The sequence below is a fragment of the Ruegeria sp. AF2 genome (genome assembly GCF_056542025.1).
The window spans coordinates 833,717-860,014 of record NZ_JBQFZC010000001.1 but is presented as its reverse complement, the minus strand read 5'-3'; the positions used below and the strand labels follow the sequence as shown (position 1 = coordinate 860,014).

The 26,298-nt window shown below is 58.5% G+C and carries 28 protein-coding genes; 13 read left to right on the top strand and 15 right to left on the bottom strand.

Annotated features, from left to right (window positions below):
- Window positions 1-107 precede the first annotated feature (107 nt).
- From lptG to rsmA, 5 genes are all read left to right on the top strand, one after another.
- The gene (gene lptG / locus ACR0NM_RS04225) at window positions 108-1,208 is read left to right on the top strand and encodes an LPS export ABC transporter permease LptG (protein WP_223118273.1); all 1,101 of its coding nucleotides are present in this window, start codon (window positions 108-110) and stop codon (window positions 1,206-1,208) included.
- The gene (locus ACR0NM_RS04220; protein WP_480613364.1) at window positions 1,208-3,373 is read left to right on the top strand and encodes an LPS-assembly protein LptD; all 2,166 of its coding nucleotides are present in this window, start codon (window positions 1,208-1,210) and stop codon (window positions 3,371-3,373) included. Before lptG ends, ACR0NM_RS04220 begins: the two co-directional genes overlap by 1 nt.
- Entirely contained in the window at window positions 3,364-4,617 is a 1,254-nt protein-coding gene (locus ACR0NM_RS04215) for a peptidylprolyl isomerase (protein ID WP_170817852.1), read from the top strand. The genes ACR0NM_RS04220 and ACR0NM_RS04215 overlap by 10 nt, the downstream gene beginning before the upstream one ends.
- Window positions 4,614-5,579 carry a 4-hydroxythreonine-4-phosphate dehydrogenase PdxA gene (pdxA, locus tag ACR0NM_RS04210; RefSeq protein ID WP_170610978.1) on the top strand — a complete coding sequence of 322 codons (966 nt, stop codon included), beginning with the start codon at window positions 4,614-4,616 and terminating at the stop codon, window positions 5,577-5,579. Before ACR0NM_RS04215 ends, pdxA begins: the two co-directional genes overlap by 4 nt.
- An 82-nt stretch (window positions 5,580-5,661) precedes the next feature.
- Entirely contained in the window at window positions 5,662-6,504 is an 843-nt protein-coding gene (gene rsmA / locus ACR0NM_RS04205) for a 16S rRNA (adenine(1518)-N(6)/adenine(1519)-N(6))-dimethyltransferase RsmA (RefSeq protein WP_480613361.1), read from the top strand.
- A gap of 58 nt (window positions 6,505-6,562) precedes the next feature.
- Here rsmA and ACR0NM_RS04200 read toward each other — a convergent pair whose 3' ends face one another.
- The 3 genes from ACR0NM_RS04200 to prfA form a co-directional block, all read right to left on the bottom strand.
- The gene (locus ACR0NM_RS04200) at window positions 6,563-7,144 is read right to left on the bottom strand and encodes a DUF4167 domain-containing protein (protein ID WP_170396747.1); all 582 of its coding nucleotides are present in this window, start codon (window positions 7,142-7,144) and stop codon (window positions 6,563-6,565) included.
- 227 nt (window positions 7,145-7,371) lie between these two features.
- Window positions 7,372-8,229 (bottom strand): peptide chain release factor N(5)-glutamine methyltransferase, encoded by an 858-nt coding sequence (gene prmC, locus ACR0NM_RS04195; RefSeq protein ID WP_170610984.1) that lies wholly within the window; start codon window positions 8,227-8,229, stop codon window positions 7,372-7,374.
- Window positions 8,226-9,281 (bottom strand): peptide chain release factor 1, encoded by a 1,056-nt coding sequence (prfA, locus tag ACR0NM_RS04190; RefSeq protein ID WP_170396981.1) that lies wholly within the window; start codon window positions 9,279-9,281, stop codon window positions 8,226-8,228. The genes prmC and prfA overlap by 4 nt, the downstream gene beginning before the upstream one ends.
- Before the next feature lie 62 nt (window positions 9,282-9,343).
- Between prfA and ACR0NM_RS04185 the strand changes: the two genes are divergently transcribed.
- On the top strand, window positions 9,344-9,646 hold the full coding sequence (locus ACR0NM_RS04185) for a hypothetical protein (protein WP_170406248.1): 303 nt from the start codon (window positions 9,344-9,346) through the stop codon (window positions 9,644-9,646).
- On the opposite strand, the gene ACR0NM_RS04180 is transcribed toward ACR0NM_RS04185, so the two are convergent.
- The 4 genes from ACR0NM_RS04180 to ACR0NM_RS04165 are packed head-to-tail and all read right to left on the bottom strand — an operon-like array spanning window position 9,572 to window position 13,182.
- Window positions 9,572-9,985, bottom strand: coding sequence for a DUF1499 domain-containing protein (locus ACR0NM_RS04180; protein WP_480438606.1), 414 nt, complete (start codon window positions 9,983-9,985; stop codon window positions 9,572-9,574). The two genes, ACR0NM_RS04185 and ACR0NM_RS04180, sit on opposite strands and share 75 nt — an antisense overlap.
- A gap of 45 nt (window positions 9,986-10,030) precedes the next feature.
- A complete protein-coding gene (gene speB / locus ACR0NM_RS04175) occupies window positions 10,031-10,978 on the bottom strand; it encodes an agmatinase (RefSeq protein WP_170406251.1) in 948 nt (315 codons plus the stop codon).
- 59 nt (window positions 10,979-11,037) lie between these two features.
- Entirely contained in the window at window positions 11,038-12,006 is a 969-nt protein-coding gene (gene speB, locus ACR0NM_RS04170; RefSeq protein WP_170406255.1) for an agmatinase, read from the bottom strand.
- 12 nt (window positions 12,007-12,018) lie between these two features.
- On the bottom strand, window positions 12,019-13,182 hold the full coding sequence (locus ACR0NM_RS04165; protein ID WP_170422051.1) for a M20 aminoacylase family protein: 1,164 nt from the start codon (window positions 13,180-13,182) through the stop codon (window positions 12,019-12,021).
- A gap of 66 nt (window positions 13,183-13,248) precedes the next feature.
- Between ACR0NM_RS04165 and mazG the strand changes: the two genes are divergently transcribed.
- From mazG to ACR0NM_RS04150, 3 genes are all read left to right on the top strand, one after another.
- Window positions 13,249-14,106, top strand: coding sequence for a nucleoside triphosphate pyrophosphohydrolase (gene mazG, locus ACR0NM_RS04160; RefSeq protein ID WP_480613921.1), 858 nt, complete (start codon window positions 13,249-13,251; stop codon window positions 14,104-14,106).
- A 62-nt stretch (window positions 14,107-14,168) separates the two neighbouring features.
- Window positions 14,169-15,107 (top strand): nucleoside hydrolase, encoded by a 939-nt coding sequence (locus tag ACR0NM_RS04155; protein WP_480613358.1) that lies wholly within the window; start codon window positions 14,169-14,171, stop codon window positions 15,105-15,107.
- Window positions 15,104-15,553, top strand: coding sequence for a GNAT family N-acetyltransferase (locus tag ACR0NM_RS04150; protein WP_170422057.1), 450 nt, complete (start codon window positions 15,104-15,106; stop codon window positions 15,551-15,553). Before ACR0NM_RS04155 ends, ACR0NM_RS04150 begins: the two co-directional genes overlap by 4 nt.
- Here the strand turns inward: ACR0NM_RS04150 and ACR0NM_RS04145 are convergent.
- From ACR0NM_RS04145 to ACR0NM_RS04120, 6 genes are all read right to left on the bottom strand, one after another.
- Window positions 15,550-15,717, bottom strand: a complete 168-nt coding sequence (locus ACR0NM_RS04145; protein WP_170396730.1) for a hypothetical protein — start codon at window positions 15,715-15,717, stop codon at window positions 15,550-15,552. The two genes, ACR0NM_RS04150 and ACR0NM_RS04145, sit on opposite strands and share 4 nt — an antisense overlap.
- Window positions 15,718-15,819: 102 nt before the next feature.
- Complete coding sequence (locus tag ACR0NM_RS04140) at window positions 15,820-16,137, bottom strand: hypothetical protein (RefSeq protein WP_170422059.1); 318 nt, start codon at window positions 16,135-16,137, stop codon at window positions 15,820-15,822.
- A 122-nt stretch (window positions 16,138-16,259) separates the two neighbouring features.
- Window positions 16,260-17,537, bottom strand: coding sequence for a phosphopyruvate hydratase (gene eno / locus ACR0NM_RS04135; protein WP_170406273.1), 1,278 nt, complete (start codon window positions 17,535-17,537; stop codon window positions 16,260-16,262).
- 143 nt (window positions 17,538-17,680) lie between these two features.
- The gene (locus ACR0NM_RS04130) at window positions 17,681-18,559 is read right to left on the bottom strand and encodes a DMT family transporter (RefSeq protein ID WP_170422062.1); all 879 of its coding nucleotides are present in this window, start codon (window positions 18,557-18,559) and stop codon (window positions 17,681-17,683) included.
- 136 nt (window positions 18,560-18,695) lie between these two features.
- Window positions 18,696-19,109 carry a Fur family transcriptional regulator gene (locus tag ACR0NM_RS04125; protein WP_480613356.1) on the bottom strand — a complete coding sequence of 138 codons (414 nt, stop codon included), beginning with the start codon at window positions 19,107-19,109 and terminating at the stop codon, window positions 18,696-18,698.
- Window positions 19,110-19,181: 72 nt separating this feature from the next.
- Window positions 19,182-19,886: an endonuclease/exonuclease/phosphatase family protein gene (locus tag ACR0NM_RS04120; RefSeq protein WP_170406281.1), complete on the bottom strand. Its 705-nt coding sequence runs from the start codon at window positions 19,884-19,886 to the stop codon at window positions 19,182-19,184.
- A gap of 116 nt (window positions 19,887-20,002) precedes the next feature.
- Between ACR0NM_RS04120 and ACR0NM_RS04115 the strand changes: the two genes are divergently transcribed.
- Window positions 20,003-20,434 carry a hypothetical protein gene (locus ACR0NM_RS04115; RefSeq protein WP_480503309.1) on the top strand — a complete coding sequence of 144 codons (432 nt, stop codon included), beginning with the start codon at window positions 20,003-20,005 and terminating at the stop codon, window positions 20,432-20,434.
- Between the two features lie 62 nt (window positions 20,435-20,496).
- Here the strand turns inward: ACR0NM_RS04115 and ACR0NM_RS04110 are convergent, their stop codons facing one another.
- Window positions 20,497-21,915 carry a protein adenylyltransferase SelO gene (locus ACR0NM_RS04110; RefSeq protein ID WP_480613353.1) on the bottom strand — a complete coding sequence of 473 codons (1,419 nt, stop codon included), beginning with the start codon at window positions 21,913-21,915 and terminating at the stop codon, window positions 20,497-20,499.
- A gap of 86 nt (window positions 21,916-22,001) precedes the next feature.
- On the opposite strand from ACR0NM_RS04110, the gene ACR0NM_RS04105 reads away from it, so the two are divergent.
- Together ACR0NM_RS04105 and ACR0NM_RS04100 are read left to right on the top strand one after the other, a co-directional pair.
- A complete protein-coding gene (locus ACR0NM_RS04105; protein ID WP_170626825.1) occupies window positions 22,002-22,421 on the top strand; it encodes a cupin domain-containing protein in 420 nt (139 codons plus the stop codon).
- Window positions 22,422-22,425: 4 nt separating this feature from the next.
- Window positions 22,426-23,316 (top strand): fatty acid desaturase, encoded by an 891-nt coding sequence (locus ACR0NM_RS04100; protein ID WP_480613351.1) that lies wholly within the window; start codon window positions 22,426-22,428, stop codon window positions 23,314-23,316.
- Between the two features lie 64 nt (window positions 23,317-23,380).
- Here the strand turns inward: ACR0NM_RS04100 and ACR0NM_RS04095 are convergent, their stop codons facing one another.
- On the bottom strand, window positions 23,381-24,460 hold the full coding sequence (locus tag ACR0NM_RS04095; RefSeq protein ID WP_480613919.1) for an anhydro-N-acetylmuramic acid kinase: 1,080 nt from the start codon (window positions 24,458-24,460) through the stop codon (window positions 23,381-23,383).
- Between the two features lie 650 nt (window positions 24,461-25,110).
- On the opposite strand from ACR0NM_RS04095, the gene ACR0NM_RS04090 reads away from it, so the two are divergent.
- Entirely contained in the window at window positions 25,111-26,190 is a 1,080-nt protein-coding gene (locus ACR0NM_RS04090; RefSeq protein ID WP_480613349.1) for a Hint domain-containing protein, read from the top strand.
- Window positions 26,191-26,298: the final 108 nt, after the last annotated feature.

Genomic DNA, 26,298 nt, shown 5'->3' with positions numbered 1-26,298 from the left:
AGGCTCGGGGGAGAGAACGTGACACCAATCGGCAGTTACAGGCCGTCGCGCATGATTCCATGCCCGATTGTGATTCTTGGATGCCGGGGTTTGACGGGGATGCCCAAGTGATCCTCGACCGCTATTTTGCCCGCCGCTTTATTCAAAGCTTTCTTGTAATCGGCGGTATTTTTCTGACCTTGATGATCCTGATCGATCTGATCGAACAGGTGCGGCGGTTCGATGGTGTTGACCTATCCTTTGGCCAGTTGCTGCAACTGACGTTGCTGAACACACCGGCCGCGATCAGCGAGATGTTGCCCCTGCTGATGATCCTGGCCACGATCGCGCTGTTTGTCGGCCTCGCCCGCAGCTCCGAACTGGTGGTGACCCGCGCTATCGGGCGATCCGGTATCCGAGCCCTGCTGGCGCCCGTGTTGCTTGCGCTGACCATCGGCGCACTTGCTGTGACTTTGCTGAATCCCATCGCGGCCGCGACGTCGGAAGAGTTCCAACGCTTGTCCGATGGCTATCGCAACCAGGGTGGCTCAGCCCTGTCCATCAGCCGCGAGGGGTTGTGGCTGCGCCAGAGCTCAGCCAACGGTCAGTCGGTGATTCACGCAACCGGCACTGTCAACGGCGACCGGTTCGCCCTGCGGAACGTGACCATCACAACGTTCTCATCCGACGGCAAGCCGAACCAGCAAATCTCGGCCCAGCAAGCTGATCTGGAGGATGGATTCTGGACCTTGCATCAGGCCAAAATCTGGCCCATTCAGGACGATCTCAATCCCGAAGCAAATGCCACCAGCCATGAGATCCTGAACCTACCCACAACGCTGACCAGAGACCGGATTCTGGACACTCTCGGGCAAAAGGATTCAGTTTCGGTCTATGATCTGCCACAGTTGATTCGTGATCTGGGCGAGGCGGGATTTTCAACCAAGCAATATGAGGTCTGGCTGCAGGTACAACTTGCGCGACCCCTGTTTCTGGTTTCGATGGTTCTGATCGGGGCCGCCTTCACAATGCGCCATGTCCGGTTCGGCGGCACCGGAGTTGCCGTGCTGACCGCTGTATTGCTGGGGTTCGGTATCTACTTCATCCGGAATTTCGCCCAAATTCTTGGCGAAAACGGGCAATTACCTATTCTGGTCTCGGCCTGGGCCCCACCCTTTGCGGGCATTCTACTGTCTCTGGGCCTGTTGCTCCATGCGGAGGATGGCTGATGCGCTCCCTCCTGTCTTTGTTGCTGTCGAGCGCACTGATCCTCTCGCTGCCTGCAGCAGTTGCCGCACAGTCCGAACCAGAAGGTGCCGCCAGCGAGGCTGACGCGACTGAACAGAATCAACCCGCCCTACTGGTGGCCGATGAGATATTCATTACCCCGGATCGCAAACTGGTCGCAGAGGGGAATGTCGAGGCCTTCCAAGGCGACGTCAAACTGACAGCGCAAAGCGTCACCTATGATCGCGAAACCGGCGAGCTGACCCTGACCGGCCCAATCCGGATCGATCAAGGCGGGAACAGCACATTGCTGGCCGATTCCGCGCAGTTGGACAGCGGGATACAGAATGGACTTCTGATGGGCGCGCGCATGGTCTTTGACCAGCAAGTGCAGATCGCCTCAGTCCAGGCCACCCGTGCGGCAGGTCGCTATACGCAATTCAGCAAGGTCGCTGCAACCTCATGTCATGTCTGCGCGAATGGCAGACCCCCGATCTGGCAAATTCGCGCCCGGAAAGTGACCCATGACCAGCTTGAACGGCAGCTCTATTTCGAAGGCGCACAGTTCCGAATACTCGATGTCCCGGTCTTCTACTTTCCCACGCTACGCCTACCCGACCCAACACTTGAGCGGGCGACCGGCTTTCTCGTGCCGTCGATCCGCACCACTTCGCAACTGGGCACTGGAGTTCAGGTGCCGTATTTCTTCAAGATCGGAGATCACAAGGACCTGACTCTGACGCCGTATCTGTCGTCCAAGACCCGCACACTTGGGTTTCGTTACCGGCAGGCATTCAAACGCGGGCGCATTCGGCTGCGAGGCTCTTATACACGCGACGACCTGCAGCCCGGTCAGGATCGGGGGTATTTCTTCGCCGATGGCCGGTTCGGTCTTGGAAATGACTACCGGCTGACATTCGATATCAAAACAACTTCGGATGACTCGTATCTGGCAGATTACGGCTTGCCCGATTTTGACCGCCTGCGTAGCGAAATTGCACTTGAGCGGATCAAGCGTGATACGGCGTTCAGAACCAGCTTCATCCACTACAAGTCCCTTCGGGATAGCGAAAATCAGGATGAAATCCCATCGCGTGTCTTCGACATCAACTATCGAAAGCGATTCTTCCCCAGCACCTTAGGGGGTGAAGTTGAACTAAGCCTCGATGGTCACACCCACACGCGAACCAGTGACGAAGATATTATTGGTCGCGACGTCGCCAGGGCAACATTCGATGCGGAATGGCTGCGCAACTGGACCTTTGCGACCGGATTACGTGCAGAGGCATTGGTGGGCGCGTCAGTGGATACGTTCAATATCCGCAATGACAGCGAGTTTCCGAACAATGTAACCCGCTCGACCCCGCGTGCAGCTTTTACCCTGCGCTACCCCATGCTGCGCCGCGAGCAGTCCGGTGCAACACAAATCCTTGAGCCAATCGCGCAAATTGGTTGGACGCATGTTTCGAACAATGACGTTCCCAACGATGAAAGTACCTTTCAGGAACTCGATCAGGGCAATCTTTTGTCCCTTTCGCGCTTTCCGGCCCCCGACCGCCGCGAAGACGGTGCAACCGCCGTTGTGGGCCTGAACTGGTCTCGGTACAATGCTGACGGCTGGCGGGCGCTGGCGACAATCGGACAGGTCTTCCGGTCCGATGCGGATCCGGATTTCACGCTCACATCGGGGCTGCAGGGTACCAAGTCCGACATTCTGCTTGCCGGGCAATTGAATAACGGCAAGGGGCTGACATTGGCCGCGCGTGGGCTTTTAAACAGCGATTTCAGTTTTACCAAAGCTGAAATTCGTGCAGGCTGGTCTAATGGAGATACGGCAATCTCCGGCGGGTACATCTGGCTCGAACCTGATCCTGCTGAAGCAAATAATGATGAAATCTCGGAACTACGGGTCGGTGGCCGCTACCGCGTAGACCAAAATTGGCTAACCCTTGCCAGCGCACGCTATGATTTCAGCGAATCCGAACCACTCCGCCTTGGGTTCGGCGTGACCTACGAAAATGAGTGTGTGCAGGTAAATGTGAACGTCAACAGACGCTTTACCTCCACATCAAGTATTGAGCCTTCGACAGAATTCGGCTTTACCGTTGCCCTGACAGGGTATTCCGTCGAAGGCGATGGACAGAAGTTTAAGAGAAGATGCAGTTGATCTCAGGTTTCACAAAATCTCTCCGCTCTGGCTGCCGCAGATCGGTGCTGCCGGTGCTAGCTGCCGCGCTTGTTGCAATGGCCACACCACAGGTCCAGGCTCAAAGCCTGTTCTCGCCTGCAATCCGGGTCAATCAGGACATCGTCACCTGGTATGAACTTCAACAACGTCAGCAGTTTCTCGAACTGCTCGGCGTTCCGGGCAGTTCCGAGCGCGAAGTCCGCGAAGCCCTGATCGAGGATCGTCTGCGCAAACAGGCGATGCGCGATGCCGGCATCGAAGCCGCGCCCGAAGATATCCAGACCGGGATTGATGAATTCGCCTCGCGCGGCAACCTCAGCAGCGAAGAGTTTCTGCAGCTGCTCAACGATGCGGGCGTATCAAAGGAAACCGTCAGGGATTTTGTTGCCGATCAACTGTCCTGGCGCGACTTTGTCAGTACCCGCTTTCTGTCGCAGGCTCGTCCCTCGGAAGATGAGATCAACCGTGCACTGGGTCAGGGTGGCGGCGGCGGCCTGCAGGTTCTGTTGTCCGAGATTATCATTCCGGTAACACCGCAGACCCTGGCGCAGGCTGAAGCCCTGGCCGATGAAATCTCACAACTTCCCGATCAAGACAGCTTTTCTTCGGCTGCTACGCAATACTCTGCCGCTGCCACACGCGAGAATGGCGGGCGACTGGATTGGCTGTCGCTCAACAACCTGCCTCCGGCCCTGCAACCCGTCATTCTGGGCTTGAAAAACGGTGAGATCACCGACCCACTGTCGCTCCCGAACGCCGTTGCTCTGTTCCAGATGCGCGGCATCCGCGAAGTTGCCGCTGGTGCCCCAACCTATTCCGAGATCGACTACGCGATCTACTACCTTCCCGGTGGCCGCAGCACCGAAACGCTTGCGAAAGCCGAAATGCTCAAGGAAGAGATCGACACTTGCGATGACCTCTACGGCATCGCCAAAGATCAATCGCCCGACGTGCTGGAACGCCTTACCCAAAGCCCCTCGGCGATTCCACGCGACGTAGCGCTTGAGCTGGCCAAGCTTGATCCAAATGAGGCATCGGCCACGCTGACGCGCAACAACGGGCAGACGCTGATGTTCCTGATGCTGTGCAATCGCACCCGCAACCTGGGCGAAGACACCACCCGTGTGGACGTGGCAAACGCACTGACCCAGCAGCGGTTACAGGCCCTTGCAAACAGCCTGCTGGAACAGCTGAGGGCCGACGCTGTCATCATCGAACAATGATCGCCCCAATCGCACTAAGCTGCGGTGAGCCCGCCGGGATCGGACCCGAAATCGCAGCCAAAGCTTGGGCAGCCCTGCGCGATACCTGTCCGTTCTTCTACATCGGCGACGCATCACATTTGCCCGATGGAACACCCATTACCCGGATCGCCGACCCGTCAGAGGCCACACCGGCCAGCGCCTCGGCTCTCCCGGTGCTGCATTTCGACTTCCCCGCCCCGAACATGCCCGGCCACCCCGATCCAGCAAACGCACTTTCGGTCATCGATTCTATTGAAAAGGGTGTTGAGCTGGTGAGTTCCGGCGCAGCCTCTGCACTGTGTACCGCGCCGATCCACAAAAAGGCGCTGATCGACGGTGCGGGTTTTGCCTTCCCCGGCCATACCGAATTTCTTGCGGCGTTGGCAGGCCGGTCGCGCGTGGTAATGATGCTGGCCAGCGAACAGCTCCGCGTGGTTCCGGCCACCATCCACATCCCGCTCTCCCAGGTCCCAAGCGCACTCACCCCAGAAGTGCTGCGTGAAACCATCGAGATCACCGCCCAAGGCCTGCGCACCCAATTCGGCATCCCCCACCCTCGCATCGCCATCGCGGGGCTGAACCCCCATGCGGGCGAAGGCGGGAAAATGGGTACGGAAGAACTCGATTGGATCGCGCCACTGATCGCAGACCTCAATCCAGTCGATTGCACCGTGACCGGACCCCACCCGGCAGACACTATGTTCCACGCCGCGGCGCGCACGCGATATGATGCCGCGATCGCGATGTATCACGACCAGGCCCTGATCCCGATCAAGACACTGGATTTCGACCGCGGTGTGAACGTAACCTTGGGCCTGCCCTTCGTCCGGACCTCGCCGGATCACGGCACCGCTCTGGATATCGCGGGCCAAAGCAGCGCGACCGCCACCAGCCTGATCGAGGCCCTGAAACTCGCCCAGCGAATGGCGCAGTCCCGCTAATGCTTCATCTGGCCCCAAATACCTCCGCCGGAGGCAAAAAAATCTCTGGCGCTCTCCCCGCAACCCGCGCGACGGTAAAGTCATGAGCGCCATCGACTCCCTCCCCCCGCTGCGCGAGGTTATCGCAACTCACCAGCTTTCGGCCCGCAAGTCGCTGGGCCAGAACTTCCTGCTCGACCTCAACTTGACCGCCAAGATCGCGCGGCAGGCGGGTGATCTGACTCAATGCGATGTCCTTGAAATCGGCCCAGGCCCCGGAGGTCTGACTCGCGGGCTTCTGTCCGAAGGCGCGCGCAAGGTCGTGGCCGTGGAAAAGGACACCCGCTGCATCGCCGCCCTGAACGACATCGCCACCGCCTATCCGGGCCAGCTGGAAGTGATCAACGGCGACGCGCTGGAAATCGAGCCGCTGGCCCATCTGACGCCTCCGATCCGGGTGGCCGCCAACCTGCCCTACAATGTCGGGACCGAGCTTCTGGTCCGCTGGCTCGCCCCGCCCGAATGGCCGCCCTTCTGGCAGAGCCTGACCCTTATGTTTCAACGTGAAGTGGCCGAGCGGATCGTCGCCCAACCCGGCAGCAAGGCCTATGGCCGCCTCGCCATCCTTGCCCAATGGCGGGCCGAAGCGCGCATTGCAATGTCCCTGCCACCCGGAGCCTTCACTCCACCGCCCAAGGTCTCAAGCGCCGTGGTTCACCTGACTGCCCTGCCCGAACCCCGCTATCCCGCTGACGCCGCAACCCTGTCGCGCGTGGTTGCCACAGCCTTCAATCAGCGCCGCAAAATGCTGCGGGCCTCACTGAAAGGGGCAGCGCCAGATATCGAGGACCGCCTGATCGCAGCCGGTATCAAACCCACCGACCGGGCCGAGCAGATCCCGCTCGAAGCCTTCTGCGCGCTCGCGCGCAAAATTCGCAAACCCTGAACGAAAAAACCCCAGGCCTTTGCCCGGGGTTTTCATTCAATTCATGATCAAAAAGCGCTTATTCAGCTGCCTCGGGTGCGTCGCCCTTGTCAGCGGGTGCATCCTCAGCCGCAGGGGTGGCAGCCTTTGGCTTCCGGGTGCGCGGGCGGCGCGGCTTTTCCTTACGCTCGGTCGCTTCGGGTTGCTCGGCATCCTTGCTTTCCGGCGTCTCGACCAGCCCTGTATCGGGCGCAGCCGCCTCATTCCCGAAATCCACAACGTCCGGCTGCGGAGCCTCGGCCGGATCGGCCTGACGGGCTGCTTCGCGTTCCTGACGCTCGGCGCGTTCACGATCACGCTCGGCCTGCCGTTCGCGGTTCTGACGCTCTTGCTCTTCGCGGCGCGCTTCGATCTCGCGCTGCGCTTCGCTTAGCATGCGCAGATAGTGCTCGGCGTGTTGCTGAAAGTTCTCAGCTGCCACGCGGTCATTCGACAGCTGAGCGTCGCGCGCCAATTGGTTGTATTTGTCAATGATCTGCTGCGGTGTGCCACGCACCTTGCCTTCGGGGCCCGAGCTGTCAAAAACCCGGTTTACGACGTTTCCGCCAGAAGGACGATTGCGGTTGTTCTTGGCCCGCGAGCGGGATTTGGAAGATCTCATCTTACTTTACGTCAGCCTTATCAATTCACTGTCGATCAACCCGTATCTAACGCTGCTCAGTGGCTTGTGCCGTTACGCGCTATCGACTTTTTGGGCTTGGCGTCAGGGGTGCGCTGAAACAGCGTCAACCTCGCCGACTAATCCTGAGTAAACATGTCCTGAGCGTTCAGACAAGGGGATTCTCGAAAATGTCGCAGCTTTTTTACATCAATCGGCATTTTTCGGCCTCAGTTTCGCTTAGAAGGCGGCATTCTGGCCCCCACAACACGATCACGCCTGTCCAGATCGGGGATCACCTTTACGCCGGTCAAACCAGCGGCATCAAAAAGGGCAGAAACATAAGCGCCCTGTGTCGGGCCAATTTCAACCAAGATACGCCCGCCGGGCATCAGATAATCCGGAGCCGACGCCGCAATACGGCGATAGGCATCCAGACCGTCGCCCTCATCCGTCAGCGCCATGCGCGGCTCATGCTCGCGCACTTCAGGGGAAAGCGCGTGCATCTCGTCCGCTGAAATATAGGGCGGATTCGAAACAATCAGATCGAACTGACCTTCAATGTTTTCGAACCAGTCAGATTGCCGAATCTCGACGCGCGCCTGCACCTGATGCTGTACTGCATTGGCGCTGGCCTGCAGACAGGCAGCTTCGCTGAGGTCGGCGCCGACGCCCGAGGCACTCGCCCGCTCGGCCAGCAAGGTGATCAGGATACAGCCCGAGCCCACACCCAAATCGAGTACATGATCAAACGGCTCGCTCAGCGCCGCCTCGATCAATGCCTCGGTCTCCGGGCGCGGGTCCAGCACATCGCGACTGACCCGAAACCGCCGACCATAGAATTCACGCTCGCCCAGCAGATGCGATACCGGCACTCGGATGGCCCTTAGCGAGATCAATTGATCGTAGCGTTCCGCGATATCCACCGGCAGCTCCTCGGGCGCGATCAGCGTCACCCGGCTGGCCTCGATCCGCGCCGCATGCGCCAGCAGCACCCGCGCATCCCGCGCTGGATCAGGCACACCGGCTGCGCGCAAACGTGCGGTTGCAGCGACCATGGCCTGCGCGGCTGTCAGCGCCGCAATCATTGCGCCATTTCGGCCAGAAGCCGAGCCTGATCATCTGCGGTCAGCGCGTCGATCACCTCATCAAGATCGCCCTGCATCACCTGATCCAGCTTATAAAGCGTCAGGTTGATGCGGTGATCCGTCATGCGGCCTTGCGGGAAGTTATACGTCCTAATCCGTTCCGACCGGTCACCTGAACCGACCTGACTGGCGCGATCCGCCGAGCGTTCGCTGTCGATCCGCTGCCGTTCAAGATCATAAAGGCGCGTTTTCAGCACCTGCATCGCTATCTCACGGTTTCGGTGCTGGGATTTCTCGGAACTGGTCACCACGATACCGCTGGGCAAGTGGGTAATCCGCACGGCCGAATCCGTCGTGTTCACGTGCTGCCCCCCCGCGCCCGAGCTGCGCATCGTGTCAATTCGGATGTCATTGGCATCGATCTGAATGTCCACATCCTCGGCCTCTGGCAAAACCGCCACCGTCGCCGCCGAGGTATGAATGCGCCCACCGCTTTCGGTTTCGGGCACGCGTTGCACGCGATGCACGCCGGATTCGTACTTCATCCGCGCAAAGACATTGTCGCCCTTGATGTGTGCCACCACCTCTTTGATCCCACCAAGATCAGACGCTTGTTCCTCGATGATCTCGAACTGCCAGCCCCGCGCTTCGGCATAGCGTTGATACATGCGCAGCAGGTCTCCGGCGAACAGCGCGGCCTCATCCCCGCCGGTGCCGGGGCGTATTTCCAGCATTGCCGGGCGCGCATCAGCCGCGTCTTTGGGCAACAGCGCCAGCTGCAAGGCATGCTCCGCCTCGGGGATACGCGCCTGCAGTTCTGGAATTTCCTCTTCGGCCAGCTCTTTCATGTCCGGGTCGGACAGCATCGCCTCGGCCTCGGCCAGATCTGAAACCAGCTGACGCCACGCCATGATCTGATCGACCACCGGCTTGAGGTCGGAATATTCCTTTGCCAAAGCTGCAATATCCCCGCCCGAGGCACCATCCGCCATGGCCGCTTCGAGGTATTGGAATCGCTGAGTTATCTGTTCAAGGCGTTCTTCGGGGATCATCCGCGCGGTGTCTATCATCCAGAGGCTTTGGTCAAGGCCCTGCCTTGTGCTAGGCTTGGGCCATGAAGCGACTGATCTTAGCCCTGACACTCATTGCGACGCCCGGAATGGCCGATGTTGTTGGCCCCGGAGGCAAAGTGCAAGACTGCTATTGCACCGACAAATCCGGCACCCGCATCGAGTTGGGAGAGATGATATGCCTGCAGGTCGACGGCCGCATGTTCATGGCCCAATGCCAGATGTCGCTGAACGTGCCCATGTGGCGCGAGGTGCAAGAGGGCTGTTTGTCGTCAGGGTTGCAGCAAAGCAAGCCATTGGGTGACCCGGTCCCGATTAACGCCGAAATCTTTCCGGCCAAATCTTAATCTGGCATAGATACGCAGCGTATCGCCGTCTTGCTGCACGGTGGTGTAGTCGGGAAACCCGAACACCTTGGTACGGGTGATATAGGTGATCATGCCCTCTTCTAGAGATCCGGCCAGCACACTGGTGCGTGGTGTTGCGCGCGCAATTTTGTCGAGACGCGCCAGCCCATCAGGACCGGTTTCGACGACCCGAACGACACCACCCTTCAGGTCTCGTTCCGCGTCTTCAGGGGCCACATGCCAGCGCACAGGATCTGAAGGCGCAAGTCTGATATAGGCACCCATTGCAAGGCCCACCGCAATCAACAGCCACAGCACCATTTTCATCTGCCCATTCATTCCCGCTATGCCCTGCTTACTCGGTCAGAGGATGGCGTCGCACCCCTATCGTGACGTCACTCCGGGCAGAATGCACAGCATCTCGAACAGTAGATTGGCTGCGGTCAGTGCCGTATTGCCCGACGGATCATAGGGTGGAGTTACTTCGACCAGATCGCAGCCCACCACGTTCATGTCCGCCAGCGCATGGATTAACTGCAGCGCCTGCGGAGTGGTCAGACCTGCGATCTCGGGCGTGCCCGTTCCGGGTGCATAAGCCGGGTCAAGGCTGTCGATATCGTAGGTGATATAGACCGGGTGATCGTCAACCGTTTTACGGATCAAAGAGCCGATTTCGGTCAGGTTCTGTTGCCACAGCTCCCACGCCGGGTACTGACGGAACCCCCAACCCTGTGCCTCGGTAAAGTCGCTGGCGGCGTAACCCGAACCTCGAATGCCGATCTGAAAGGTCTTGTCAGGGACAATCAGCCCTTCCTCATAGGCGCGGCGGAAGACAGTGCCGTGGGTTTCCTTTTCACCGAACATCTCATCATTCACGTCGGCATGGGCGTCCACGTGCACCAGAGCCACAGGCCCGTGCTTGGCTGCCATCGCCCGCAGGATCGGCAAAGTGATCGAGTGATCCCCACCCATCGCCACCGGGATGACACCTTGCGCCAGAATGCCGTCATAGCTTTCCTTGATGACCCTAAGACTATCGGCAAGCGAGAAAGTGTTGATCGCCAGATCGCCGATATCTGCGATCTGCAAATGGTCGAACGGTGCCGCGCCATTGGCCATGTTATAGGGCCGGATCATCGCACTTTCGCTGCGAATCTGCTTGGGTCCGAACCGTGTGCCCGACCGCCACGAAGTGCCGATATCCATCGGAACCCCCAGGATCGCCACATCCAGCCCGTCCAGCGACGACGCCTGTGGCAACCGCATAAACGTGTTCGGCCCCGAAAACCGTGCCAGATCATTGCCGCCAATCGGTTGGTTGTATTGGGTCATGTAATGTCTCCGATCCGGTGCCTCACCAAGCAGATACCGGGATTATGCCTAACCAAAGGTTAAGGCTTCACCAGCTTGTTCCACCCCAAAAGGCAAATGATCTGTGTTGCCACATGAGCCCCCGCAATCGCCGTCGCACCAGAGGTGTCATACGGCGGAGAAACCTCGACCACGTCGCCACCTTTGAGGTTGATCCCGGCAATGTCGCGCAGGATGATTTGCGCCTGAATCGAACTCAGCCCACCCCAGACCGGCGTACCAGTACCGGGCGCAAAAGCAGGATCCAGACCGTCGATGTCGAAGCTCAGGTACACGGGGCTGTCGCCCAGAATACCCCTGATCTTCTGCGCCACGGCGGCTGGGCCGGATTCGTAAACCTCGCGCGCGTCGATGATGTTGACGCCCAACGTGTCTTCGTTTGTAGTGCGAATGCCCACCTGAACCGAGCGTTTCGGATCAACCAACCCCGATTTCACTGCCTTGTAGAACATCGTCCCGTGATCCACGCGGGACATGTCGTCATCGGCCCAGGTGTCCGTATGCGCATCAAATTGCAGCAGCGACATCGGCCCATATTTCTCGGCATAAGCTTTGAGGATCGGGAAGCTGATATAATGATCCCCGCCCAGCGTGACCGAAGCGACATCGGCCTTCAGAATGGTCCGAATGTGGTCGGTCAGCGTGTCGGGAAAGGCCGGGATATTGGCGTAGTCATAGGCCATGTCGCCATAATCCACGATGGCCAGCTCACTCAGAGCATCAAAAGGCCAGCCATAAGGCGCATCCGGCGATTGCAGCGCGCTCGCCTCACGGATCGCGCGAGGGCCAAGCCGGGTTCCGGGGCGGTTTGTCACCGCCTGATCGAAAGGCACGCCGGTTACAGCAATATCCGCACCAGTCAGGTCTTTGGTATAAAGCCGCCGCAGGAATGAAGTCGCGCCGCCAAAGGTGTTTTCATAGGACAGCCCCTTAAGATCGGGGTTGGTGAATGCCTCATCCACCTGGTTCTTTGCATCTTCCAGTGCCATGTCTTTTCCCTGTCAGCCCAACGGCTGTGCCTTTTCGACGATCCGTGCGAAGAAGGACGCTCCGATCGGCGCGACGTCGTCATTGAAGTTGTATTTCGGATGGTGCAGCCCCGCGCCATCTCCTTGCCCCATGAACAGGTAAGCACCGGGTCGGGCCTGCAGCATGTAGGAAAAATCCTCTGCCCCCATCTCACGCCCAGCATCATCTTTCACGCGTTCCGCGCCGGATACATCCCGCGCCACTTCAGCCGCGAATGCCGCCTTGTCGGCGTCGTTGATAGTGGCGGGATAACCCTCCTGATAGTCCAGTTTGGCTTCAACACCGTACGAGGCCGCCTGCCCCGCCACGATCTGCGCCATTCTCTCTTTGACCATCCTTTGCACGGCCGGATCAAAGGTGCGAACGGTGCCGTTCAGATAAGCGGTATCAGGTATCACGTTATTCACTGTTCCGGTGTGTATCTGCGTCACCGACACCACCAGATCGTCCAGCGCATAGTGGTTGCGGCTGACGATAGTTTGGATCGCCTGCGCCATCCCGCAAGCTGCCATCACTGGGTCGCGCGTCTCATGCGGCATTGCCCCGTGGCCGCCCACGCCCTGAATATGGATCTCAAACGTATCTACTGCGGCCATCAGCGGCCCCGGCGTGGTTTCGAACAGCCCTTCGGGCCGACCCGGAGTGTTATGGATGCCGTAAACCTGAGAGATATTGAACCGATCCATGATGCCTTCTTCAACCATCACGCCCGCGCCGCCGCCCTCTTCCTCGGCAGGCTGAAAGATCAGCGCAACGCGGCCCGCGAAATTCCGCGTTTCGGCCAGATAGCGCGCAGCACCCAGCAGCATGGTTGTGTGCCCGTCATGACCGCAGGCATGCATCTTACCGGGGTTTTTCGAGGCGTAGTCCACGCCCGTCTCCTCGGTAATCGGCAGAGCATCCATGTCAGCGCGCAGACCAATAGTCGGTCCCTCGCCCTGCCCGTTGATGATCGCGACCATGCCGGTTTTGGCGATTCCCTCATGCAGTTCATCTACCCCAAACTCGCGCAGACGCTCGGCCACATAGGCGGCGGTCTCATAGCATTCGAATTCCAATTCGGGGATGGTGTGAAGGTGCTGGCGCCACTTGGCCATATCAGCGGCGTAATCGGCAATTCGGTTGACGACGGGCATCTGGGGTGGACTCCTGATCATGACTGCGGGATGGATGCATCTGACACCGGAACGAAAGGGTTCGCAATGGCCGAAAATCCTCTGATCCACGATACGGACGCTGGCATAGACCGCCTGCTGGAAATCATGCGCCGCTTACGCGACCCTCAATCCGGCTGCCCGTGGGATATCGAACAGGATTTTTCGACCATCGCGCCCTATACGATCGAAGAAGCCTATGAAGTCGCCGATGCCATCGAACGCGAGGCTTATGACGAATTGAAGGGAGAGCTGGGCGACCTGCTGTTCCAATCCGTCTTCCACGCGCAAATGGCTGAAGAGGCTGGGCATTTTACCTTTCAGGACGTGGTGCGCACCATGTCGGACAAGATGGTTACCCGTCACCCACACGTCTTCGGTGATGAGTCCCGAGACAAGTCGGCGGATCAACAGACAAAGGACTGGGAAACCATCAAAGCCGCCGAACGCGCGGGCAAAGAACAAAAAGGTGCACTAGACGGTGTCGCCGCGAACCTGCCCGCCTTGCTACGCGCACATAAGCTGCAGAAACGTGCCGCGCGCGTAGGGTTCGACTGGCCTGACGCCAGCCATGTGCTCGCCAAGATCACCGAGGAAGCCGCTGAGCTGGAAGAGGCGCGCGACAGCATGGATGCCGACGCGCTCGAGGATGAATTCGGCGATCTGCTGTTCGTGATTGTCAACCTCGGCCGCCACTTAGGCATCGAACCCGAAGCCGCCCTGCGCCGCACAAACGCCAAGTTTACTCGTCGTTTTGAGAAGGTCGAAGCCCGGCTGGCCGAACGCGGAAAAACGCCCACCCAAAGTGATCTGGCCGAAATGGACGCGCTGTGGGACGAGGTGAAAATCGAGGAACACCGCGCCAACGGCAAACTCCCGCCGGTGGATGCCGCACGCGAGGCCTGAAACCGCTGGACAAGCCCCGCGACACTTGCGAGTGTCCGCCCTTCACGGCCCCGGAGACCACAATGCCCCGCAAGATCATAATCGACACCGATCCCGGACAGGACGACGCCGTCGCCATTCTTCTGGCGCTTGCCAGCCCCGAAGAGATCGAGGTTCTGGGTATCACCGCCGTCGCTGGAAACGTGCCTTTGGAGCTGACCGCCAAAAACGCCCGCATCGTGTGCGAGTTGGCAGGTCACACCGATATCCCCGTCTACGCCGGATGCGATCGCCCCCTGAAACGCCCGCTCGTCACCGCCGAGCATGTGCATGGCAAAACAGGGCTCGACGGCCCTGTTTTGCCAGATCCCGAAATGCTCCTGGCCGAGGGTCACGCGGTCGATTTTATCATCGATACCCTACGCGCACATGAGCCCGGCACTGTGACGCTCTGCCCTCTGGGGCCGCTGACCAACATCGCCACTGCGTTCCAGAATGCGCCCGATATCATCGACCGGGTGCAAGAGATCGTATTGATGGGCGGCGCCTATTTCGAGGTTGGAAACATCACACCAGCAGCCGAATTCAACATTTATGTCGATCCGGAAGCTGCTGAAATCGTGTTTAAATCCGGCATTCACATCGTAGTCATGCCGCTGGATGTCACCCACGACGCGCTGGTCACGCCCCATCGCAACGATGCATTCCGGGCATTGGACAGCAAGGTTGGTCATGCGGTCGCAGAAATGACCGATTTCTTCGAACGTTTCGACAAGGAAAAATACGGATCGGAGGGCGCACCGCTGCACGACCCCTGCGTCACCGCCTATCTGATCCGACCCGAGTTGTTCTCGGGCCGCCACATCAATGTTGAGATCGAAACCCAATCTGAATTGACATTGGGCATGACAGTGGCCGACTGGTGGAGGGTCACTGATCGCGCACCAAACGCCATGTTCATGGGAGACGTGGATGCCCAAGGTTTCTTCGACCTGCTCACAGAAAGACTTGCCCGCCTATGACCGCCGCACTCCGCCTTGCCCGCCCCGACGATCTGGACCGACTGATGGCGCTGGTCGCAGCGTTTCACTCGGAATCCGGCATCGCGCAGGATGACGAGAAACGTCGCAACGCGCTGGCCCCTCTGCTGGATGGAATACCCCATGGGTGCATATATCTGATCGGTCCGGGCCGCGCACCGCTGGGCTATGTCATCCTCACCTTCGGTTGGTCGGTCGAGTTTGGTGGCATGGATGCCTTTGTAGATGAGATTTACATCCGCCCCGCCGTCCGCGGACGCGGTATCGCCACCGAAGTGCTGCATGATCTCCCCAAGGCGCTGGCCGAGGCCGGTCTGACCGCCCTGCATCTTGAGGTCGATCGAACCAACGAAACCGCGCAGAAACTATATCTGCGGTCAGGTTTTAAACCGCGCGATCGCTACATGCTGATGAGCAAATCGCTTTAGCGCGATTCCCCCCGGAAGATTACCGCCGGATTTGCCATTTCCTGCACAGGATCATCCTGCGAAACCTGCATCCCTGTGATCGGATAGGTCCCAGGCTCTGAACATGCGGCCAGCATCCCCGCGCAAAGCATTGAAATTACGAGAAAGACCTTTGAAGCAGACATATCGTCCCCCTTTCTGCGATGCTTGCAGACTATCGGGAGTCACAGCGCCGCAATAGGAACAAGTTCACACATAACGACATTTATGTTTGTTTAGCTCAACGATCAGCGGCAGTTCTTATTGAACGTCTGCTCCATGGTCTTGAACTGCCGGGGCACGCGTTTGGGTTTGGGCAGCGCATTCAACTGTTCAGTTATGTTCTCACCGGTGTACCAGGACTCGAACAATAATTCTTTGATGTCATCGTCCAAAACCGTGTTGGCGACGTTATAGGTGCACAGGCATTCCTCCATCGTGACCTGCCCGCTGGGATCGCCTTCCACCATTTTCTGGCACACTGCCTGAGGCGGACGATCAGCCCCTGCAAGCTGAGGCAAGATCAATAGCGCCCCAGCGCCAACGATGCGTTTGAATGTTGTCATAAATCGCCCTCTCCCATGTTGGCCTTCGATGCCCAGCTTAGACGGATCGGTAATGACTCAAAGAAAAAAATGGCCCCGGCGTTCTACCGGGGCCTGATCTGGTTTTACCAAGTACGCCAAACTCAGCGCTTCAGGATCGACGCGCCGGCGTATTCTGCGACCTCACCCAGCGATTCCTCGATGCGGATCAGCTGGTTGTATTTGGCCAACCGGTCCGACCGCGCCAACGAGCCGGTTTTGATCTGCCCGCAGTTGGTCGCCACAGCCAAATCGGCAATGGTGGCATCTTCGGTCTCGCCCGAGCGATGCGACATCACGTTGGTATACCGTGCACGGTGGGCCATATCGACGGCGCGCAGAGTTTCGGTCAGTGATCCAATCTGGTTCACCTTGACCAGCATCGAGTTGGCACAGCCACGATCGATTCCCTCGGCCAGACGCTCTGGGTTGGTTACGAACAGGTCGTCGCCGACCAGTTGTACTTCGTTGCCGATGGCATCAGTCAGCGCTTTCCAGCCATCCCAATCGTCCTCGGACATACCGTCTTCGATCGAGATAATTGGGTAATCTTTGACCAATGTCGCCAGATACTCTGCGTTTTCCTCTGAGGTCAGCGAGATGTTTTCACCCGACAGAACATATTTTCCGTCGCGGTAGTATTCAGTGGCGGCGCAGTCCAGCGCCAGATGGATCTCTTCGCCGGGTTTGTAGCCCGCTTTTTCGACCGCCTGCAGGATGAAATCCAGTGCCTCACGGGTCGAAGCGATGTTAGGGGCAAAACCACCTTCGTCCCCCACTCCGGTGGCCAGTCCGGCAGCCGACAGTTCGCGCTTGAGCGTATGGAACACCTCCGACCCCATGCGCACGGCTTCGCGGATATTCGCGGCCGAGGTCGGCATGATCATGAATTCCTGAATGTCGATCGGGTTATCCGCGTGCTCACCTCCGTTGATGATGTTCATCATCGGAACGGGCAGAACACGGGCCGACGTACCGCCGACATAGCGATACAGAGGCTGGGTGGTGAAATCCGCCGCCGCCTTTGCGGTCGCCAGCGAGACACCCAGAATGGCGTTGGCACCCAGACGGCCTTTGTTCTCGGTCCCGTCGAGTTCAATCATCGCCTGATCGATGGCCACCTGCTCGGTCGCGTCAAAGCCGACCAGCTCTTCTGCGATTTCTCCGTTCACCGCAGCGACCGCTTCCAGCACGCCTTTGCCCATGTAACGGGATTTGTCGCCGTCCCGCTTTTCAACCGCCTCATAAGCACCCGTAGACGCCCCCGAAGGTACTGCGGCGCGGCCCATGGTGCCGTCTTCCAGGATCACGTCCACTTCGACAGTCGGGTTGCCCCGGCTGTCCAGAATTTCGCGTGCGTGGATGTCGATGATGGTGCTCATGATACGGGTCCCAATATGGCAACGATTGTATGCCTCATAGCAGCACCCGACGAAAAGTAAACCGTTTCCGTTATCGCTAACACTTATATTTTTCAGCCTTTAGGGCTAACAGTTTGCTGTTTGCGCCAACAGGTCGCGGGCGCTTAGGCCACTGCCAATGCCCGCGCCAGCTGGCGTTCTCGAATGAAAGTATACAGACCTGATCCGATAATCAGACCGGCACCGGCCAACGTCATGCTGTCGGGGCGTTCGCCAAACATCAGCATCCCGGCCGTGATCGAGAACACCAACCGGGTATACCGAAACGGCGTCAGCGCTGAGGCTTCGCCAATCCGCATCGCGGTTACGATACCGTAATAGCCCAATACGCCGAACCCAATGGCACCCAGATAAGGCCCGATCTGCGCAGCTTGCAGCGGCACAACGGGCTGTGCTGTGAACACCATAAGGGCCGCACCAGCCAGCGCCACTCCGATATAGGCCTGCAATGCGACGACCGACGAGGCCACACGAACATCCAACCTGCGTGTGATCAGATCACGTGCCGCGATCGCAACGACCGATACCAAAACAAACAATGATTCCGGCTGGAATCCCTCGAACCCGGGGCGGATGATCATCAAGACGCCGACAAAGCCGATCCCGATGGCGCTCCAACGGCGCCAACCGACCTGCTCACCCAGAAACAGTGCTGCCCCCATCGTGACGAATAGTGGCATCGCCTGAAAAACCGCCGCCACAGTCGACAGATCAACAAGTGACAGCGCGGTCACGAAGCTGAGTGCACCAAAGGCTTCGGTCCCGGCACGGATCAGCGGCAAAGGTTGCCACGCGACCGGGTCGAAGATGCGTTTGCGTGTTGCCATAGACATAAGCGTGAACACAGCCCCGCAGATCAGACCCAATGCGATCATGATCTGCCCGGTCGACACACTGACCGAGAGATGCTTGATGAACATGTCCTCAAGCGCGAAGGCCGCCATCGAGCCGATGATCAGCAAAATGCCGTTTACGTTGTTCATGCGCGTTTCCATTGGAACAGGCCGCTGACAGGCGGACCTTTCCGGCAGCAAAACCGCAACCTTTGCGACGTCGCAAGCAGTATTACGACATGTTCGATGAAATCGCGTTCACCGACCGATCGATTTTTGTGATGTGTCAGTCTTTTTCTAACGGTACGCCGTACAATTCAAGGCGATGGCCTTTCAGCCTGTAGCCAAGCTTGGCCGCAATCTTTTCTTGCAGCGCTTCTATCTCAGGGTCGACAAACTCGATCACCTCGCCTGACTGCATGTCGATCAGGTGGTCGTGGTGATCACGCTCTGCATCTTCGTATCGCGCGCGCCCGTCGCCGAACTCCAGCCGCTCAAGTATCCCGGCCTCTTCGAACAACTTCACGGTACGATAGACTGTCGCGATCGAAATTCCCGCATCTTCGGCTGAAGCACGGGCATAAAGCTCTTCTACATCCGGGTGATCTTCGCTTTGCTGCAAGACCTGTGCAATGGTCCGCCGCTGGCCGGTCATGCGCAGGCCCTTGGCTTCGCAACGTTCGATAATCGTGTCGGACATGGTGACCCCCGGGACTGTTCGGTGTTCTGTCTTAATATGTCTACGCGCCCTGCGCCACAGACGATTTTGCGGTCAGGCGATGCGTCGCAGATCGGCCCAGACCGGCAAATGATCCGAGGCGATATGCGCGGGCCGCGCATCATGCACCCCGTGCAGTGCAGCCTCAAGCCCCTGACCCACCGCGATTCTGTCCAGTGCCCCCAACGGCTGCGCGGCAGGAAAACTAGGAACCGGTGGCAGAAACTGCATGTCCGGGGCCAAATGATCAAGAACCGGCTGGCGTGACCATTCGTTGAAATCCCCGGCCCAGACGGTGGGCATGTGTTCCAGATCAGAATCACATCGACGGATATGACTGATCTGTTGGCGTCGCGACGCCGGCAAAAGCCCAAGATGCATCCCCATCACCCGCAAAGGCCCGATCTGCGTATCAAACTCGACCCGCACGGCGCCGCGGGGCTCCAGACCCGGCAAATCATGATGACCTGCCTGACGCACCTGAATGGCGTCCCCACGCCAGATCACCGCGTTGCCATGCCAACCAAGACTACCGGCACCGCCCAAGTCCACGATCTGCCACCCGGCCTCATCCAGCATGAAATGTGGCAAAGCGGCAGGACGGGGCGGCAATCGTTTGTCCGCCTCCTGCAAAACAACGATATCGGCCTGCATGCTTTCGATGACCTGCAATATCCGTTGCGGCTGCCGCCGGAAATCGAGGCCCACGCATTTCTGAATGTTGTAACTGGCAAGGCGCAAGGTCGAGCGGTAGGTCATCGGCACACTTAAACTGATTTAACCCAAGATCGCCAACTGGTCGGACAAGTGCAAGCCGAACCCAGCGCTGAATGGCAACGCGCCGCTTGCTCCGCTAACATTTGTGCAAAACGGCCTTGAGCCCGCGCAGCCTCTCGGCCACCTTCACGATCATGTTCATAAGGTTTGTCCACCCGATCAAGATAGAAGATATGGACGCGCGTCAGGGGTTCTTCTGCGCTGCCTACGACCTGCGCGACACCACCGCTCTGGATAAATACACATTCGATCGAATTGAGGCGCTACTGGCTTGGTTCCGGGAAAACCTTGAAATCCCCTATCGTTTCAACAGGACAAAATCTAAAGGCGCCTTTCAACGCAACACCAAAGGCCTCAGCTGGTTCAAACCCGAAGCCAATGAGGTTTTGGGCAAGTCGTATGAGATGGTCGCACTGCTCAAAGAAAACGGATATCAGATCGATACTCTGCGATCAGACCGGATCGGCTACGTTGTCTATGAAGATGCGTGTCAGGTGATCGCCGAACCCTTTGCAGACACGCCCCGATAGCCTCGAAACCTGAAACTTCAAAAGTTTCAGGCTCGGTTTCTTCATAAGAAACCGTCTCTTTGTTACGTACCGCAGAATGTCGCGTGTACGACCTCGTTCTTCGCCGGAGGGCGCATCAGGTCAGCTGATTCTGGTTGATCCTCATACGGCCGTGACAGCACTTCATTCAGCCGATTGAACGGTGCGTAATCGCCCTGCACCGCAGCCTGAATCATCTGCTCCACCCGATGATTGCGTGGAATGAAGGCCGGATTGGCCGCATCCATCACGTCCGAAGGCGCATCCTCACGCGCCAAGCGTTCCTGCCACCCCTTTGCCCATTCGTCAAAAGCCGCCGGGTCGGCAAAATGGTCTCGCGCGCGGTCGCTGCCCAGCGCGCGGAACGTGTTTGAGAAATCCGCCTGATTCTGCGCCATCCGCGTCAACAGGTCCGAGATCATTTCAAGATCCCCCTCCTCTGCCCGAACCAATCCGATCTTGGCCCTGAAATGTTCCAGCCAATGTGCCTGCATCAACGCAGGCATGGCATGGACAATTTCGGTGGCCTCTTCGACAGCTGCGTCCTTGTCCTCAAACTGCTGAATTAGGGCCGTTGCCAGCTGCGCCAGATTCCAAACCGCAATCTCAGGCTGGTTCGAGTAGGCATACCGCCCCATCCGGTCGATCGAGCTATAGACTGTATTCGGGTGATAGCTGTCCATGAACGCACATGGGCCATAATCGATCGTCTCACCGGCGATCGAGCTGTTGTCAGTATTCATGACCCCGTGAATGAAACCCACGCTCATCCATCGAGCGATCAACCCGGCCTGCGCATCCCGAACCGCGCGCAACAAACCCATAGCCCCGTCCGCCTCAGGATAGTGGCGCTGAACGGCATATTCAGTCAGCCGTTGCAGGCTCTCTATCTGCCCTCGCGCTGCAAACACCTGAAACGTGCCCACCCGCAAATGGCTCTGCGCCACACGTGTCAGTACCGCCCCGGGCATCGGACCCTCGCGCAGCACGATCTCTCCGGTTTCAACCGCTGCCAAGGCGCGCGTGGTGGGAATGCCCAGCGCATGCATCGCCTCGGAAACCACATATTCGCGCAAAACCGGCCCCAGCCAGGCACGTCCATCTCCCTGGCGCGAGAAAGGTGTCTGCCCTGAGCCCTTCAATTGAATATCCCGCCGAATCCCGTCGGTTCCGACCGTCTCACCTAACAAAACCGCGCGCCCATCTCCTAGTTGAGGGTTATAGGTGCCAAACTGATGCCCGGAATATAACTGCGCCAGCGGCTCGGCCCCTTCGGGCACAGTATTGCCCGCAAAAGCCTGCGCCATCTCTTCTACGTCGCCCGGCGCAATCCGCAACAGTCGCGCCAGATCACTGTTGAAGGCAACAAGCTTCGGTGCACGCACAGGCACAGGCCCCTGCCGCGCAAAGAAGGTGTCCGGCAGGCGAACATAGCTGTTGTCAAACGGGATCGTCAAAGTCATGCGGCAAACATATGCTCTGCATACACAATTGCCATAGCAGATCGTGCGCGTGCGTGCATAATCCCACAAACAGACCCGAGGCTTCCATGACCGCGCAAGACATCATCCAACACCTGAACCTGCAGCAGCACCCCGAAGGCGGCTGGTTCAAAGAGACCTGGCGCGCCGACAATCCCGGACGTGCCACCGGCACTTGCATCTACTTCCTACTGGCAGAGGGTGAGCGCAGCCACTGGCACAAGGTAGATGCGACCGAGATCTGGCTCTACCATTCCGGCGCTCCGCTGATCCTCTCGCTCAGCGCCTCCGATACAGGCCCTGCCAAAGACCACACCCTCACACCTGATCTGACCCAAGGCGCACCGCAGCTTATTGTACCCAAGGGCCATTGGCAGGCGGCGCGCAGCAGTGGAGACTACACGCTGGTCAGTTGCACTGTTTCACCGGGATTTGATTTTGACGGATTTGAACTCGCGCCACCCGGCTTTGATATTCCAAGAGTGTAATTCCATGGACCACCGCGCCCTGATCGCCGCGATCCCGCCCGAGACCAAGGACAGGCTGCAACAGCGGTCAGACATGGCAGGTCTCAGACATCTAGCGATCTATTTCGGCGCTTTGACAGCAACCAGCACCGGTATCATCCTACAGGTTCCCCTCTGGCCACTATTGCTCCTGCCGCAAGGCCTATTGCTGGTTTTCCTCTTTACGCTCAGCCACGAATGCACCCACAAGACGCCGTTCAAAACCCCTTGGATCAACGAAGCGGTTGGGCACCTTGTCTCAATTCCCATCTGCCTGCCGTTCACATGGTTTCGCTACTTTCACCTTGCCCATCACAAATGGACAAACCACCCGACCAAAGACCCGGAACTTGGCGGCAAACCCCGCCCCGAAAACTGGCGCAGCCTTGCGATCTATCTCAGCGGCTGGCCATATTGGACGGGTATGGCCCGTGTGTTGACCGACAACGCGCGCGGCAGGATTGACGCCGCTTACCTGCCAACCCGCCAGCACCGCGCCATACGAACCGAAGCCCGAATATTATCTACACTATATGCCCTGGCCGCACTCAGCCTGTTCTTCAGCCCCTTGTTGTTCTGGCTCTGGCTTCTGCCCGCCCTTATCGGCCAGCCTTTCCTGCGCCTATACCTGCTGGCTGAACACGGCCTCTGCCCGCCGGTGGCAAATATGCTCGAAAACTCCCGTACCACCTTTACCAATCGAATGATCCGATTTCTGGCCTGGAACATGCCCTACCACGCGGAACACCACGCCTTTCCAAACGTGCCTTTCCACCACCTTCCAGCCTTCCACCGCTGGACCCAGGCACACCTGCAATCCACCTCGGACGGCTACACCGAATTCACCCTGGATTACGCCCGCGCCCTAAATCGCTAGATCCGCCTCTTCATCTGGCCAAAAATACCTCGGGGGAGTCGCGCAGCGACGGGGGCAGAGCCCCCTACCCGCTCACCACGACACCCCTCGCCGGAGACGACACGACACCGCCCCCGACCAGCGCACTTACCCCGGTGGTACCCGGGCAAGAGGTCGGCAATCCCCGCGCCACACGCACGGCAAGGTAGGCAAAGGCCTGCGCTTCCAGCATGTCTCCGTCCAGCCCAACCGCCTCAACCGGTTCGACCGGGCAATCCAGCGACACGCGCAGCATTTCCATCAGCACTGGGTTGTGACGTCCGCCACCGGTAACCAGCATGCGCACAGGCGGCTTGGGACAATGCTCCATCCCCTGCAGCACACCCGCAGCGCTCATCCCGGTCAACGTGGCCACCGCATCCGCATCGCTCAGCTCGGTCACCAGACCGATCATTTCCGAGAAATCATTCCGGTCCAGCGATTTGGGCGGCATTCGGTTGAAATAGGGCTCGGCCAGAAACAGCTCCAGTGCGCCGGTCTCGACCGTACCCTCTCGGGCCAGCGCGCCGTCCCGATCCATCGGCAACCCCAACCGCGCCTGCATCAGATCGTCAACCGGCGCGTTGGCAGGTCCGGTGTCGAAAGCCAGCAACGCCCCTGGCGCTTCAGGCCCGTCAAAAGACGGGTCAACATAGGTCAGGTTCCCAACACCGCCCAAATTGAGGAAACACAGCGGCTCTTCCGCCCCGATCCATTTGGCGCAGGCGAAATGAAAGAACGGGGCCAGAGGCGCACCCTCTCCGCCCAGCGCCACATCATCGCTGCGAAAATCCCAGACCACCGGCAGCCCCAAAGCCTGCGACAGACCCAGCCCGTCACCCACCTGCAACGTGCCACGCCCACGCGGCTCATGTGCCAATGTCTGACCGTGGAAGCCGATCAGATCGACCTCTTCGAACTCTGAAAGAACCTCGGCATGTGCCCGGGTCACCAATTCAGCCGAAATATCAACCTTTGGTCCATGCCAAAGCCCCAGCGCCGCGCGCAGTGAGGCACGCTCTTCTTCGGAATAAGCGCGATACCCGCTGGGACCAAAGCCGAATATCTGCTGCCCATCGGTTTCAACGACCGCAGCGTCCACACCGTCCAGCGATGTGCCCGACATGGCCCCCAACGCTCTGATCGCCCCCGATTTGCTGATGACCCTGCCCACGCCGACCTCGTATTGCGTCTCTCCACCCGTTTCGCCGGGTTCTGAGCACAACCTGCACGGTAATGCAAAGCCAAGGCAAGACACATCATGCGCGAGCTTCATTTTTCTTGGAAAAGGTGCCTTTTCCTTGCCTCTTCCCCCGCCTGTACCGTGCGCCGCTACAGAGTTCCGAAAGGTACGAGACCGCGAATGAAGGCGACAAGGCGTTCCCAAACGCAGCGCAGTTCCGAGTGCTCATGAAAGAGCTGTACAAAGTCCATTACCACATGTTCGCAGATCGCTACAGCTGGTGCCAAGCTCTCCCAAGAATGCCCGTCGCCGGTTTCAGTGTTCCACTTGATCTGAAGCACCTACGATCATTCCATATAGCTCAGCTTCGTCAGATTTTCATTGAAACAAAGCGACTGAATAATGGCAGGTACTTTGGGATGTTCAGTGCAATAAAAGCGCAGGCTCAAAACCCCGGATATTCGCAAATGTTGCACCAATGCTTATAGATGAGATATTAATATGCAGCAAAGCACAGACAACAAATTGAGGACGGGTGAGTAGGTTCATACCGCTTAGTAAAAAGCGGCAGTGAATTGGCCTGAACAGGGTTTATGCCAAACATATACGGTGCATTTCGGACGGACACGACTCTGACCACGAACCAGGCCCAATTCGGCGGCGTTGGAACGACATTTCAGATCTCCGCGTACAATACGATCGAAATTACTGATGGTGTTGACCCCAACACCATCGAAGGAGACGGTGTAAACAACGAATTCCCAGACGACCCCACGCAAACCTATCTGGGGAATGCAATTGCCTGGGACTACAATTACATAGTCACGGATGGCACCAACACCTATACGATTGGTGTTTTCGACTATGATTCCAGCGGCAACGGCGCGTTTGGCGGCGGAGCCGAGCAAGGGTTCTTCATCGGCTTTTTGGGGGATGTCCCCCCGCTCAACACAACACTGACGATCACGGCGCTGGGTGACGGTGCCTTCGCCAGTCCAGTCGTAAATCTGCCCGTTGACGACTTTGTTCCCTGTTTCACCAGTGGCACGAATATTCGGGTAAGGGGTGGCCATAAGGCGGTCGAGGATCTGAAAGCCAGCGATGAGATCGAAGTGTTTGATCCCACAGGTGATGGGCCCGGATTTGCCACCCTGCTGCGGGTGTTTCGCCGTACGATATCTGCCCCGGAACTGGCCGCAAACCCCAAACTGCGCCCGGTTCGTATCAGCGCCGGAGCGTTGGGTCTCGGCTTGCCTCAGCGTGATCTTGTGGTGTCCCGGCAGCACCGGATGCTAGTGTCTTCAAAGATCGTCGAGCGTATGTTCAGGACTTCCGAAGTTCTGGTACCCGCCGTTAATCTGACTTCGCTGCCCGGTATTTTCATCGATCACGATGCCCGGAGTGTCGAGTATTTTCATCTCCTTTTCGGGCAGCACGAGGTGATCTATGCCGAAGGCGCACCATCGGAAAGCCTGTTTACCGGACCGGAAGTGCTCAAGTCCATCAGTGCAGAAGCGCGAACAGAAATTCTGAGCATCTTTCCCGAGATCGAAGAACTGGAGTTTACCCCCAGACCCGCCTGCCCGATCCCGTCCGCGAAGCTGCAAAAGCAATTGATTGAACGCCACATCAAGAATGAAAAACCGCTTCTGTCTGGACACGCTGAACGCTAGAAGCAGAGGTTCTCCGGCAGGATTTTCTGCGCTTCAAAGATTGAAGTAACATTCTGCGCTACGCTATGCGTTGTTTCCTTATGTTTCTTTCCCAAAACTTACCCGCAC